Annotated in this window: 12 protein-coding genes; 2 read left to right on the top strand and 10 right to left on the bottom strand. The window is 58.0% G+C overall.

Annotation, left to right across the window (positions count from 1 at the left end):
* Positions 1 to 70: 70 nt before the first annotated feature.
* The 9 genes from HIJ39_RS18035 to feoB form a co-directional block, all read right to left on the bottom strand.
* The gene (locus HIJ39_RS18035) at positions 71 to 1054 is read right to left on the bottom strand and encodes a Rossmann-fold NAD(P)-binding domain-containing protein (protein ID WP_169102170.1); all 984 of its coding nucleotides are present in this window, start codon (positions 1052 to 1054) and stop codon (positions 71 to 73) included.
* A 120-nt stretch (positions 1055 to 1174) separates the two neighbouring features.
* Positions 1175 to 2632 carry an MDR family MFS transporter gene (locus HIJ39_RS18040; RefSeq protein WP_207711775.1) on the bottom strand — a complete coding sequence of 486 codons (1458 nt, stop codon included), beginning with the start codon at positions 2630 to 2632 and terminating at the stop codon, positions 1175 to 1177.
* A 145-nt stretch (positions 2633 to 2777) separates the two neighbouring features.
* On the bottom strand, positions 2778 to 3650 hold the full coding sequence (sucD, locus tag HIJ39_RS18045; RefSeq protein WP_169102171.1) for a succinate--CoA ligase subunit alpha: 873 nt from the start codon (positions 3648 to 3650) through the stop codon (positions 2778 to 2780).
* A complete protein-coding gene (gene sucC, locus HIJ39_RS18050) occupies positions 3650 to 4765 on the bottom strand; it encodes an ADP-forming succinate--CoA ligase subunit beta (protein WP_169102172.1) in 1116 nt (371 codons plus the stop codon). Before sucC ends, sucD begins: the two co-directional genes overlap by 1 nt.
* Positions 4766 to 6031, bottom strand: a complete 1266-nt coding sequence (locus HIJ39_RS18055; RefSeq protein ID WP_169102173.1) for an NAD(P)-dependent malic enzyme — start codon at positions 6029 to 6031, stop codon at positions 4766 to 4768.
* A gap of 10 nt (positions 6032 to 6041) precedes the next feature.
* Positions 6042 to 6989 carry a malate dehydrogenase gene (gene mdh / locus HIJ39_RS18060; RefSeq protein ID WP_169102174.1) on the bottom strand — a complete coding sequence of 316 codons (948 nt, stop codon included), beginning with the start codon at positions 6987 to 6989 and terminating at the stop codon, positions 6042 to 6044.
* A 24-nt stretch (positions 6990 to 7013) separates the two neighbouring features.
* A complete protein-coding gene (gene icd, locus HIJ39_RS18065) occupies positions 7014 to 8237 on the bottom strand; it encodes an isocitrate dehydrogenase (NADP(+)) (protein WP_169102183.1) in 1224 nt (407 codons plus the stop codon).
* Between the two features lie 7 nt (positions 8238 to 8244).
* Positions 8245 to 8988, bottom strand: a complete 744-nt coding sequence (locus HIJ39_RS18070) for a DUF881 domain-containing protein (RefSeq protein WP_338055235.1) — start codon at positions 8986 to 8988, stop codon at positions 8245 to 8247.
* A gap of 217 nt (positions 8989 to 9205) precedes the next feature.
* On the bottom strand, positions 9206 to 11002 hold the full coding sequence (feoB, locus tag HIJ39_RS18075; RefSeq protein WP_169102175.1) for a ferrous iron transport protein B: 1797 nt from the start codon (positions 11000 to 11002) through the stop codon (positions 9206 to 9208).
* A 63-nt stretch (positions 11003 to 11065) separates the two neighbouring features.
* Between feoB and HIJ39_RS18080 the strand changes: the two genes are divergently transcribed.
* Positions 11066 to 11503 carry a GNAT family N-acetyltransferase gene (locus HIJ39_RS18080; protein ID WP_169102177.1) on the top strand — a complete coding sequence of 146 codons (438 nt, stop codon included), beginning with the start codon at positions 11066 to 11068 and terminating at the stop codon, positions 11501 to 11503.
* 136 nt (positions 11504 to 11639) lie between these two features.
* Positions 11640 to 12812, top strand: coding sequence for an MFS transporter (locus HIJ39_RS18085; protein ID WP_169102179.1), 1173 nt, complete (start codon positions 11640 to 11642; stop codon positions 12810 to 12812).
* Between the two features lie 71 nt (positions 12813 to 12883).
* Here the strand turns inward: HIJ39_RS18085 and HIJ39_RS18090 are convergent.
* Positions 12884 to 13202 (bottom strand): hypothetical protein (locus HIJ39_RS18090; RefSeq protein WP_476718346.1); only part of this gene is annotated, 319 nt, incomplete at its 5' end.

The raw sequence follows: 13202 nt of genomic DNA on the forward strand, positions 1-13202 counted from the left end.
GTTTTTATTTCGCCATCCGGGTCGCGAAGTCCTTTTTGCGCCGGATGTTCGGGACTATTCACACAAGCTGCTAGCCCCAATCCCACTCGGCTCGGCGATGTTCGTACCAAACCGGCTCAGAATGGTCGTGGACATCAAACCAGGCACCCGTTTCCTGAACCCAATCCGCCATCGGCGTCGGTGCGATGTGGGACCGCCGAAACAGCCGGTGGACGTCAAAAGGCACGGGATACGGCAGCGGGATGCGGTAGACGCCTCCGGCCCATCGATCGAGCGTTGCGCGAGGGGCATAGCGTATGGAGATGGTCTTTTTTTGGACGGCCGCCATCATGCGAAGATACTCTTCATAGGTCCATAGTTCGGGCTGCCCTGCGTTAAAGCTCGCATACGGCTCATTTTGGGGACTCTCCAACAAGGCACAAAGGGCGCGGGCGAGATCTTTTGAAAAGGCGAGTTGACAAGGTCCGGCCTTTTCTCGGGCATCATCCGGAAGCCAGATGGGACCCCCGTCGCGGACCCGGCGCCAAAACCACGCAAATCGGCCATCGTCAGTATTGGGCCCCACGATTTGCAGCAAGGGTCGGAGAACGGTGATGGGCATGCCATAACCAAGCGCCTCCTGGTTAAGAAAGGCTTCCAGTCGCTGCTTTCCCCGCACGTAGGCGAGATGTGAGCCGGGTTTGGCCCATCTCCAGGAATCGTCATCCCATGCCGCCCAATCCTCGCTGAGTGGTGTCGCCGGGCCCTTCCAACACGACTCGAGGCCCACATAGACGAACGCGGTACTTATCACAAGATACCGGCCGATACGGCGCTGAAGCGAATCCAGCAACAATCGGGCATCGTCGACATCGTAGGCCACGGTATCAATTACCGCATCAATATCCCCCGGTATGGAGACCTGCCGTCGGTCGCCGACGAGATGCCGGACTTGACCTGAAGGCAGCGGCCGGTTGCCGCGGGTGACAACCGTCACCTCGTGTCCCGCTTGCACCAAGAGCGGCAGAAGATAGTAGCCAATGAGATGAGACCCGCCCACCACCAAGACGCGCATGTCGCCTCACATGCCTCTAAGAGAAGATGGCGCTAAGTCTAAGGCTCCAGAGCCCTAAAAAACAGTCTCCTTTTTCCGAGCCGCTTTTGATACGATAGAATTGGGGCAAGGTATTGTCCGTTACGCCTCAGGATGCGGCGTGGAATTCTGGACAAAGAAGCACAGCACCAGCGACAACAGGGCAAATCCCGCCGCCGTCATGAACGCCAAATCCATCCCATGGATGCTGGCCAACTGGGCCACAACAGCCGGGTTCTGACGATGTGCCAGCACCGCTTGCCCGTGCCCTCCTACCCATGCTTTAGCCCCGTCCGTCATAATGGTGACCAAAAGTGCCGTGCCGACGGCGCCAGCGACTTGCTGCAAGGTGTTGGACACCGCCGTACCGTGGGGATAGAGCTCAGGAGGCAGCCAATTCAATCCCGATGTCATGACCGGCATCATGATAAGCGACATGCCCAGCATGAGAAAAACAAACGCAATCATGAGGGTGACGTAGCCAGTGGATGTGCTAAGACTCGTAAAGTCAAACAAGGTTCCAGCGAGGAATAGCGAGCCGACGATGCCCAGCCAGCGTCCCCCCACCTTGTCAAAAATGCGGCCCGAAATCGGCGACATAATGCCCATGGCGACTGCCCCCGGCATCACCAAAAGGCCGGATGCCAAGGGACTGAATCCGCGGGCATTTTGAAGATAGAGCGGAAGCAGCAACATGGCGGAAAACATACTCATAAAGACCAAAACCGTAACGACCGTCGCCAACGTGAACTGGCGAACGCGAAACACGCGAAACTCCAGCATGGGCATCTTTAGGAAGAACTGACGGCGGACAAAAATCCCCAGGGATGCCAGTGCCACCAGCAATGACACCCACACCAGGGGCGCGTGCCAACCGATGCTGCCCGCCTCGCTGAATCCAAACAACAACCCCCCAAATCCCAACGTCGACAAAAGAATGGAGGCGGCATCAATGTCGGGGTTGGTGTTCGGCAGTACGTTGGCCAACGACGTGTAGGCAAAGAGCACGTCGAGCAGGGCGATGGGCAGCACAATGAAAAAGAGCAGATGCCAAGAGTGATGGGTGACCAGCCATCCGGACAAAGTAGGCCCGATGGCCGGTGCAAAGGTAATTACCAGTCCTACCAGGCCCATGGCCGAACCGCGCTGCTCAAGCGGATAGATAGTCAAAATCACATTCATGAGGAGCGGGAGCACAATGGCGGCGCCCGCGGCCTGCATTACCCGCGCGGACAACAACAGGCCGAAGTCCGGGGCCAGTCCAGCAACCAAGCTTCCCATGGCAAAGAGCCCCATCCCCGTCATGAACAACCGGCGAAGAGAAAACTTTTGAACCAAAAAGGCGGTGACCGGAATCAGCACCCCATTGGTCAGCATATACACCGTTGTCAGCCACTGCACTGCGTTGGCGGTCACGTGGAAATCTTGCATAATCCGCGGCAATGCCACATTGAGCAGGGTCTCGTTAAGAATGGCGACAAACGTCCCGACCAGCATCACCGTCATGACGAGGCGACGATTGAGCGTTCGGGCGGTCGTGGCGGGTTTGGGATGTGTCAAAACCGATTCCCCTTGAAAAAGCGAGTCATTTCTTCATTCTACACCACCAATGTCGCGGCGAGTACCCTTCCGACAAAAGACAACCATGCCCTATTAAAGAAACAGGGACCGCCGCAAGGGGTCCCTGTTCTCCCGTGGTGAGGCGTTATTTCTTGGTGGCTTCTCTGAGAGCGTCCACAACCTGCCAGGGCATTGTGACGACGCTGGCTCCAGCCGCCGTGAGCGCCTTCTCTTTTGATTCCAGGGTGCCCCGACCGCGCTCGATGATCGCTCCCGCATGACCCATCCGCTTTCCAGGAGGGGCAGCACGGCCGGCCAGGTAAGCCACGACCGGCTTGCCGAAGGTCTTCAGATATTCCGCCGCCTCTTCCTCGGCACTTCCCCCGATTTCCCCGACCATCACCACCGCCTGGGTGTCCGGGTCATCCTTGAAATGGCGGAGAACCGAGATGAATGTTTGACCCACAACGGGGTCGCCTCCCATACCGACGACGGTCGTCTGGCCAAATCCTCCTTGCGTGAGACTAAAGGCAATCTCGTAGCTCAAGGTGCCAGAGCGGGCCACGACGCCAATCGGGCCCGGTTGATAGATATGATTGGGCATGATCCCCATCTTGGTCTTTTCGCCAGGGGAGATAATGCCGAAGGTGTTGGGCCCGATAACCGTGACACCCAACTCGGCCGCCCGCGTCACAATGTCAATGGAGTCCTGAACGGGAATATGCTCAGGAATCATCACCAGCAAACGAATGCCGTTTTCCATCGCCTCAAAGGCTGCATCCTTGGCGAAGGGGGCTGGAACAAACACAATCGACGCATCCGCCCCCGTCTTCTCAACCGCCTGCTGGACGGTATCAAACACCGGCACGCCTTCGACCTGCTCACCAGACTTTCCGGGAGAAATACCGCCCACGACCTGCGACCCGTAGGCCAGCATCTGCTTGGTGTGAAACCGCCCTTGGTTGCCGGTAATGCCTTGAACAAGAATCTTTGAGTTCTTCGTCAACAATACTGCCATTATGACCGGCCCTCCCCTGCAAGCTGTACCGCGCGCTCGGCAGCTGGCGCCATGTCGGAGTATGCCGAAATGCCGGCCGCCTCCAAGAGCGCCACGCCTTCCCTTTCGTTGGTGCCGACAAGGCGTACCACCAACGGGACGGGGATGCCGGTGGTTTGCTTGACCTGAAGAATCGCCTTGGCAACATCATCACAGCGGGTAATGCCACCAAAGATATTGATGAAAATGACCTTGGGGTTCATCGAGACCAACACGTCTAATGCCTGTGCAGTGGGCTCCACCGAGGCGCCGCCGCCCGCGTCCAGGAAGTTGGCCGGCTTGCCGCCAAAATACTGGATGGCGTCCACCGTGGCCATGGCCATTCCAGCCCCGTTGGCCATAATCGCAATGTCGCCATCCAGTTCCACATAGGCCAACCCAATTTCGTGCACTTTCTTTTCCAGGGCAGACCCTTCCTCGATGCGCTCTAAATTCTTGTGCCGGAACAGCGCCGAGTCATCAATGTTGAGCCGTGCGTCAGCCGCCATCAGGTGACCGTTAACCACGACCAACGGATTAATCTCCACGAGCTCGGCATCCCGTTCGCGATAGATTTGGTAGAGTTTCACAACCAGATCTGCGAACTCTTTGGCCAATGTGCCCTTCAATCCTAACCGCTCGGCCATCTGCCGTCCGAAATAGGGGAGCACCCCGACCCGCGGGTTGACCCATTGGCGCACAATCTCGGAATCCGCCACATCCTCAATTTCCACGCCACCAGACAAGGAGGCCATCACCAACGGCACCTTCTTGTTGCGGTCGGTGGTCACCGATATGTAAAACTCGCGCTCGATCTCCAGCTTGCCTTCGGCATACAGCCGCTCGACCGTGTAACCCTTCAAATCCATTCCCAGCATGGCCTCTGCGGTTTCGCGAGCCTTTTCCGGGGTCTCGGCGAAACGAATGCCGCCCGCCTTTCCTCGGCCTCCGACCAGCACCTGGGCCTTTAACGCGGCCGGTCCGATAGCGGAAACGGCCTCAGCCGCCTCTTCCGGGGTGTTGACTAACCGACCGGGAGGAATGGGGATGCCATGTTCAGCCAGCGCTTGCTTGGCCAGATATTCGTATTGCTTCACCTAATCGTCCCCCTCCAGAATCTTCTCTTCAGTGCCAATCACTTCATCCACTAACATGCGGCAATGGCCGCTCACCCACTCCGGCGAGACATCCACCGTCGCGACGCCGCTCTCTTGAGCAGCCCGAGCCACGGCGGCCGCCACCGTCGGTGCCACTCGGCGATCCATGGGGTTGGGGATGATGTAGTCATCTTTTAAGTCGCGATCGGAAATGAGGTGGGCGAGCGCCTCGGCTGCAGCCACGCGCATGGCCGCATTGATATCCGTCGCGCCCACATCCAACGCGCCGCGAAAGATACCGGGAAAGCCCAAGACGTTGTTGATCTGATTGGGGAAGTCCGAGCGGCCCGTCCCGACCACCCGCGCGCCACTTTCCAGCGCATGCACCGGCCAAATTTCCGGAACCGGGTTGGCCAGCGCGAAGACGATGCAATCCGGGTTCATTCCCTTCATCATCTCCATCGTGAGCGCCCCGGCAACCGATACGCCGATGAACACGTCGGCCCCTTTGAGCGCCTCGCCAAGCCCACCCTGCCGCTTCTCGCGATTGGTGACGCGGCTGATTTCCGCCTTGTAGGGGTTCATGCCCTTCTCCCGGCCTTCATAAACGAGGCCTTCCCGGTCCACCAAGGAAATGTCCTGGGCTCCCAACTCGAACAACAATTTGGCGGTGGCAATGGCCGCCGCACCGGCGCCATTAAAGACAATGCGTACCTCATTGATACGCTTTTGGGTGTAGCGGAGCGCGTTGATCAAGGCCGCTCCCACCACCACCGCGGTGCCATGCTGATCGTCGTTGAACACCGGGATGCTGAGCTCTTCCTTCAGACGCGCCTCAATCTCAAAGGCCCGCGGGGCGGAGACGTCCTCCAAATTGACGCCCCCAAATGAGGGCTCTAGGAGACGCACAACCTCCACAATCTTCTCCGGATCCTTGGTGTCGAGGCAGAGCGGAAACGCATCCACGCCGCTAAACATCTTAAAGAGGATCGACTTCCCCTCCATCACCGGCAACCCGGCCTCGGGTCCAATATCACCGAGCCCGAGCACGGCGGTGCCGTCCGTGACGATGGCCACGGTATTGGCTCGATTGGTGTAGCGGTTGACCAAGCTGCGGTCGCGATGAATTTCACGGCAGGGCTCCGCCACACCGGGGGTATAGGCCAACGACAAATCGTCTTGGTTGCGTACCGGAACCTTGGAGACAATTTGAATCTTGCCGCGATGCTCCTCGTGGTACTTTAACGCTCGCTCCCGGCTCTCCATGATTCTCCCCCTAGTTCTTCGTTGGTGGAAAGGTCAACAACGACAGCGGCTCACGTACGGAGCTGACCGACTTCTTGAAGGCTTCCGTTTCCTCGGGCGTGAAGTCCACTTCTAGAACCTTCTCCACGCCGTTTCCGCCAACAATGGCGGGAACGCCCACGTAAATGTCCCGCTCGCCGTACTCGCCATTCAGATAGCTGATGACGGGAATGATGCGCCGCTCATCCAAGAGCACGGCCTTCACCATGTCGGCCAACGACGAGGCCGGTGCATAAAACGCCGAGCCGGTCTTCAGCAACGAGACCACCTCACCACCGCCGGTGCGGGTGCGCTGCACAATCTTGTCGATGGTCTCCTTGGGCAAAAGCTTCTCAATGGGAATGCCTCCCGCGTACGAGTAGCGGACCAAGGGCACCATGTCGTCACCGTGGCCGCCCATCACAAACGCTGAGATATCCTTGGGGGATACGTTTAAGGCATCGGCTAAGAAGGTGCGGAAGCGGGCCGAGTCCAACACCCCCGCTTGGCCCATCACACGGTGATGGGGAAAGCCACTGGCCTTTTGCGCCACATAGGTCATGACGTCGGCCGGGTTGGTAAGCATCACGATGACCGAGTTAGGAGACACCCGGGTGGCTTTTTCCACCACGTCATAAACAATCTCGGTGTTGACCTTGAGCAGGTCGTTGCGGCTCATGCCCGCTTTGCGGGGCATGCCGGCCGTCACCACAATCACATCCGAGTCGGCCGTCGCGTCATAATCGTTGGACCCGACCACCTTCGCGGAAAAGCCTTCGATGGGTCCTGATTCCCACATGTCCAAGGCCTTGCCTTGGGGCGTGCCGGGCTGGATGTCTACCAGCACCACGTCTCCCAACTCTTTCAGCGCCAAGAGGTGCGCTGTGGTGGCACCCGTGGATCCGGCCCCCAACACCGTTATTTTGTGTCGACGAAACATGCTATCCACCCCTTTATGTTCAAATCACAGCGAATCAATGATAGCACTGGCGAATTCCGACGTCTTGACCTCGCGAGCGCCAGCCGTCTGACGAGCCAAATCATAGGTCACGATCTTCTGGGCAATGGTGCTCTCAAGACCTTGGCGAATACGGTCGGCCGCTTCCTGCCATCCAAGATGCTCAAGCATCATAATCGCCGACAAAATCAAGGAACTGGGATTCACCTTGTCCTGATTGGCATATTTGGGCGCCGTGCCGTGTGTCGCTTCAAACACGGCCACCTCGTCGGAGACGTTGGAACCTGGGGCCATCCCCACCCCGCCTACCTGCGCGGCCAGCGCATCGGACAGATAGTCGCCGTTCAAATTGGGGGCGGCGATGACATCAAATTCATCGGGACGCAGGAGCACCTGCTGGAACGTGATGTCCGCGATCCGATCTTTCAGCACGATTTTGCCCTCGGGCACACGCCCACCGTAGTCACGATACAGGGCGTCCTCGGTAATGACCTGATCCGGAAATTCCCGCCCCGCCAATTGATAGCCATAGTCCCGAAAAGCCCCTTCCGTGAACTTCATGATATTGCCCTTGTGCATCAACGTCACGGACCGGCGCTTGTGGTCAATGGCATACTGGATAGCCCGGCGGATGAGACGCTCAGACCCAAAGCGAGTAATCGGCTTGATGCCGATCCCAGCACTCGGGTCGATCGAGCGGTTGAAGGTCTGGTTGACGAAGGTGATAAGTTTTTGCGCTTCCGGCGAACCGCTAGCCCACTCAATGCCGGCGTAAACATCCTCGGTATTCTCCCGGAAAATAACCATGTCCACCTTTTCCGGCTCGCGCATAGGCGAGGGAACCCCCGCGATATAGCGCACCGGGCGGACACAGGCATAGAGATCCAGCTCTTGGCGGATGGTCACGTTGAGACTCCGGATACCTCCGCCCACGGGAGTGGTTAACGGTCCCTTAATCCCGACCTTGTAGGTTTTAAAATCATCCAAGGTCGCCTTGGGCAGCCATTCACCGGTCTGGTTGAACGCTTTTTCACCAGCCAGCACTTCCCGCCAGACAATTTTCTTTCGTCCACCGTAGCTCTTTTGGACCGCGGCATCCACGACCCGCTCTGTGGCGCGCCAAATGTCGGGTCCAATGCCGTCCCCCTCAATGTAGGGAATGATGGGGGTGTCGGGCACCTGGATCTTCCCGTTGTGATATGTAATCCGTTCCCCTGCATCCGCACTCATCATCGCATCAACCTTTCTTTCCCGACCCTTGGTCAGAGACTTGTTTCTGGGCAATGTTGGATAAGATGGCTGGAGGTGCCGCCGGAATGACCACCGCATGCTTCTTGGTGATGGTCATGGACAGCCCCTCTTGCTGCGACTCATCGTACAAGCCGCCGGCCAGCGTGAGGGCGCCGGCCAGCTGGTTGGCCTGTCCAATTGCTTTGATGGTGAACGGTGCGGCCGTCTGGGTGTCGTTGATGAGAATGTAGTTGGCCGCCGACCGAATTTCGGTCTCAGCAGTGATGCGCTGACCGTTGATGGAAATCGCTTCCGCTCCAGCTGCGCGAAGCTCGTTAACCATGAGCAACAGATCGATGTCGGTAATTTGATAGGCGGCCGGCGCATTGCCGTTTGCCCAGGTCACAACGACTCCCGGACCTTGGACGGGAACGGTACCGGCCAGAATCTCTTCCTGAGTGAGTTGGTGTTCCAGACGCTGGGCCGAGGCTTTCTGACTCAAACGCCGGTCGAGCTCCATATTGAGATGCGCGACTTGCTGGCTTAACTGGGTCCGTTTTTGATCGGCCTGTTTTAGGAGCGACAGCAACTGATTGGTGTTGCTGGCGGGTGGCACCACTTGTTGTAGCCGAAACTGCACCGCCACCATTAGCCCCAACAACAAAGCCGCCAATCCGACCGCGATTTGGCCAGATTGCACACGCATGCTCAACACCTCAGCGTCATTATAGCCTAGGCCCTCCGAGCCCACAACAAAGGCCTCTTAGGCTGGGGACGGGCTGTGGTCGGTCCGCAGGACTCGTTGAGGCGGCAACTCAAACAGTGTTCGGCCAAGACATCCGTCAAGGGTTCGGCGCACCGAGGGCAACGGGCCTGATACACTTCCAAGAGGAGACCGCAGGCTGGACAACGCCAACTATGGTCACGCACAGAACTCACCTCCTATTGCCTGATCTATGCATGTGCGCTTAGACGGGTCCCAGTCGCGCCGTCAATCCGCCCACCAAGAGGGCGAGCGCAATTGATCCCAGCCAGATGAGGCTCCCTGACCGCCAGCCGCGTTCTTTTAAGATGACCAGTGTAGAAGCAATACAGGGCACAAAGAGCGTCAGCGTCACGGCACCAGTCAAAATCTGATGGGGCGTCAATCCAGCGGCGTAGAGCCCAGCCGCGCCGAAATCGCGGCGAATAAAACCGAGGACAAATGCTGGCACCGCCGATCCGGGAATGCCGAGCCACTCTTGCATGAACGGGGTGAGATGCGACACCAGCCACGGCAATAGCCCCACAATTTGGCTCAGCTCGACAATCCCCGAGCCGATGAGAAAGAGGGGACCCGCTTCGCGGAGAAATCCAGCCACCTTAACGCGCGTCTTTTCCAACATATTGATTACTGAGGGCATCCGGAGCGGGGGCAAGTCAAGAAGAAGCGGGGTGGGCTTGCCCGGTAAGGTGCGGTCTAACAAAGTACCCACGAGAACAAAGAGCCCGGTAATAACCAACGCATAGGTTACAGCAAATTGCCATCCAACGCCCGCCAAAAGCCCCGTAATCACCCCCATTTGGGCCGAGCAGGGAATCGTCCAAGCCAAAAGAATCGTGGCGATGGTTCGCTCCCGGTCGGAGGACAAAATCCGGGTGGTAACGGTCGCCATGGTCACGCAGCCAAATCCCAGCACCAACGGAATCACCGCTCGCCCGTTAAGCCCAAGACGTAAAAAGAAGCGATCCAGCATGGTGGCCAGCCGCGGCAGGTAGCCAGAGTCTTCAAGGGCCGCCAACAAGAGATAGAAGGCAACGATAAGCGGCAGCAGCAGCGCCACCAGATAGATAAGGCCCGCCGAAATTAATCCATATTGGCCCACCAACAGACGATAGACAATCGAACCGGGATGGAAGAGCACGCCAACCAGCTTCGCCAGAGCGGGAATGACAGTACTGGTCATGAGTCCTTCTAAAAAGGAAACCACCACATCAGCCACGACCACGCCAACCAGGTAATACACCAGCATCAACAGAACACTGATGGAGAGAAGGCTTCCCCATGGCGTCAACAACGCTTGTCCCAGCCAGCGACGAAGTCCCGACGCCTGCTGAGGTGCGGAAAAGACCGCTTCAGCCGTCCGATCGGCGCGCTGGCGGCGATCACTGTATAATGCCGACCGCGATCCGGCTGGCGGAGCCTGGCCCACCCGGCGCACCATGTCGGCATCCTGCTCGTGCCACAACAAACGATCGAGACGGCTCAGGCCATCTTGGACCGGATCCAGCTGCACGCCGCGCGACGACACGCGCCCTCCTTTTTCCACCAAGGCCCGCAGTACGGACAGGCCTTCACCGGTTAATCCGGAAACCGCCACGACCGGAACATCTAATGCCTCTTCCAGCGTGCCCGTGTCAACCGCTCCCTCTTGGCGGTGCAACTCATCAATCATGTTCACGGCCACCACAAGAGGTACCCCGGCATCAATTAAATGCCAGGTAAGAAACAAATCCCGGGGTAGGTGTGTGGAGTCCAACACCTGAACCACTAAATCCGCTTCACGGATGGCCTGCAAGGCCACGCGCTCCTCATCGTTGAAACGACTTAAGCCATAGATTCCCGGTGTGTCCACGAGACGGTCGGGCCCCATCCATCCTTCCAACATTTCCACGGTCGTGCCTGGAAAGTTGGACACCTCCGCATAACGCCCCGTCAGTTGGGTGAACACCATCGACTTGCCCACGTTGGGATTTCCTGCTAGAACAATGGTACGCCGTGCCATACGCATCCCCCTTAGGACATGCTATGACGGCAATCTGGCAAATATATCCATCGAGGAGTCGACATGATCGATATTCGCATCGGCAAGGCGCTCGCGATCCAAGATGTTAAAGCCCTTTGGGACAAAATTCCCTTTGCCCGCGGCCGCAACCCGGAAAGCATCCGTTTGGCCATTGAGGAGACCGATCTCTGCGTTCACGCCTGGGATGGTTCGCGTCTCATCGCCACCGCCCGGGTGCTGACTGACGGCGCCTATTACGCAACCCTCTGGGATGTGATTGTTGACCCGGAATACCAGGGGTGCGGCATCGGCCGGGCCGTGGTGCATCGCGCCGTGGAGCCCTTCATCGGGCGAAACTTCTCCTTTATCGCCCTTTTTTCCGCCGAAGGCAAAGGACCCTTTTATGAGCAACTAGGGTTCACTCATCACCCCCGCGGCATGATCCTCCAAGAGGATCGATTTCCAGAAAAAATTCCCCTTCCAAATGCGATTAAAGACTAGCCACTTAGGAGACGCGGTCCCATAATGAGGGAAGTTGTTTCGAAAGAAGTGAACTTCCATCATTCCCGCTCCGGGACGATTTCGCGACCTCCGCGCCAACATCAAGACATCTGTGCTGAATGGCGCCTACAGCACCATGGCTACCGGCATAGTCTCAACTTTTGTTCCGCTCTATCTTATTGATGCCTTGCATGCGAGTCACCAGCAGATAGCTCTTTTGAATTCCCTGCCGGCCTTGACCGGCCTGATCGCGTCATTGTTGGGGGCGCTCTGGATCCCGCGATTGACCCTCTTTCGGACATTTAGTGTTGCCACCATTTTTGCTACGCGCCTGACGTATCTCCTGTTGGCGCTGGTGCCGCTGGCGACTCCGTACGCCGCGGGATTGGTCGTCGACGCCAATGCCCTGGCCAATTTCCCGCAGACCTTAGGCAATTTAGGTTGGCAAGCCCTCATTGCCAAGCTCATTCCCTCCAGCATGCGGGAAAGCTTTTTTGGACGTCGCAACGTGCTCATCACCATTGTCGGACTGGCAGGCACCATCGTGACCGGAGCATTGCTGCAATTTTTCAATCCCCACGCCAAGCTGCCGTATCAGGCGGTATTCGTCGGCGCCTTTCTCCTCGGTGCCATCGAAGTCTGGTATCTCGCCCGCCATCGGGAGCCAGTGCGCTCGACCGACCGTCCCCGCCCCTTGGAGTGGTCCACATTTGGCGACCTGTGGCGCCACGTGCCGTATCGCCGTTATGTGCTGCTGGCCGCCTTTTTTAATTTTGGCTGGCAAATGAGTTGGCCGTTGTTTTCCATTTTTCAAATCTCGACGGCCCACGCCACCGGCCTTTGGGTGGGAGCGTTCACCATGGCCACGCAGGCGGCGGAAGTGCTGACCTTTGCCTGGTGGGGCATGAAGGCCCGCCTTCATGGGGGAATGAAAATGCTGGGGATTGCTGGTCTCGGCGTCTCTCTGGTGCCCATCCTCACGGTGTTGAGTCCCAACCTCTGGTACCTCACCGGGGTGAACTTCTTCAGCGGCATCTTTCTTTCGGGAGTCACCCTGCTTTTGTTCACGGAACTATTGCACGCCTCGCCGCCGTCCGATCGGTCCACGGCCATCGCCTTTTACAACGTGGTCCTCGGGGTTGTGGCCTTCGTCGCGCCGGAAGTAGGCATTGTCCTTCTTCGCTGGATTCACATGGAGGATGCCATGCTCATCTCCACCTTATGGAGAGCTGCGGGGTCGCTGTTTTTCCTGGCTCCGCTTATTGGAACGATCCGAAGCCGCATTGGCCAGTTTTCTGCGTCGGCCTAAAGGCGATGAGAGAAACCTGGCTCAGCAGCATCGCGCCCGAGCCATCATCCCCTCTTGTCACCCAACCAAATCTAATCGCCGAGACTCGGAACCAGAACAGCCCGACCGTCGATCCGGCCATGAGCGAGGTCATCGAAGGCGTCGTTCATCTCCTCAAACTTTACTGTACGTATCCGAGGTGCCCTGACAATCCCCCGGCGCGCTAATATGAGGACCTCGGCCAATTCAGACTGGCTCCCCCATGAGCTGGTTGTGTATTCCGCTTCGTTCAACACGCTTTCCGTAAGTGCCAGTGAGCCACCGGCCAATCCCACTAGCAGCTTGTGTGAATAGTCCCGAACATCCGGCGCAAAAAGGACTTCGCGACCCGGATGGCGAAATAAAAACTTA

Source organism: Sulfobacillus harzensis (assembly GCF_012933365.1).
GTDB lineage: Bacteria > Bacillota > Sulfobacillia > Sulfobacillales > Sulfobacillaceae > Sulfobacillus_B > Sulfobacillus_B harzensis.

What these genes read in the sequence shown, in the direction of transcription:
- mdh (WP_169102174.1), bottom strand. Translation starts at nt 6,989, where the DNA reads ATGTTTCGTCGACACAAAATAACGGTGTTGGGGGCCGGATCCACGGGT.
- icd (WP_169102183.1), bottom strand. Translation starts at nt 8,237, where the DNA reads ATGAGTGCGGATGCAGGGGAACGGATTACATATCACAACGGGAAGATC.
- HIJ39_RS18085 (WP_169102179.1), top strand. Translation starts at nt 11,640, where the DNA reads ATGGCTACCGGCATAGTCTCAACTTTTGTTCCGCTCTATCTTATTGAT.
- HIJ39_RS18080 (WP_169102177.1), top strand. Translation starts at nt 11,066, where the DNA reads ATGATCGATATTCGCATCGGCAAGGCGCTCGCGATCCAAGATGTTAAA.
- HIJ39_RS18055 (WP_169102173.1), bottom strand. Translation starts at nt 6,031, where the DNA reads ATGGAGAGCCGGGAGCGAGCGTTAAAGTACCACGAGGAGCATCGCGGC.
- sucD (WP_169102171.1), bottom strand. Translation starts at nt 3,650, where the DNA reads ATGGCAGTATTGTTGACGAAGAACTCAAAGATTCTTGTTCAAGGCATT.
- HIJ39_RS18035 (WP_169102170.1), bottom strand. Translation starts at nt 1,054, where the DNA reads ATGCGCGTCTTGGTGGTGGGCGGGTCTCATCTCATTGGCTACTATCTT.
- feoB (WP_169102175.1), bottom strand. Translation starts at nt 11,002, where the DNA reads ATGGCACGGCGTACCATTGTTCTAGCAGGAAATCCCAACGTGGGCAAG.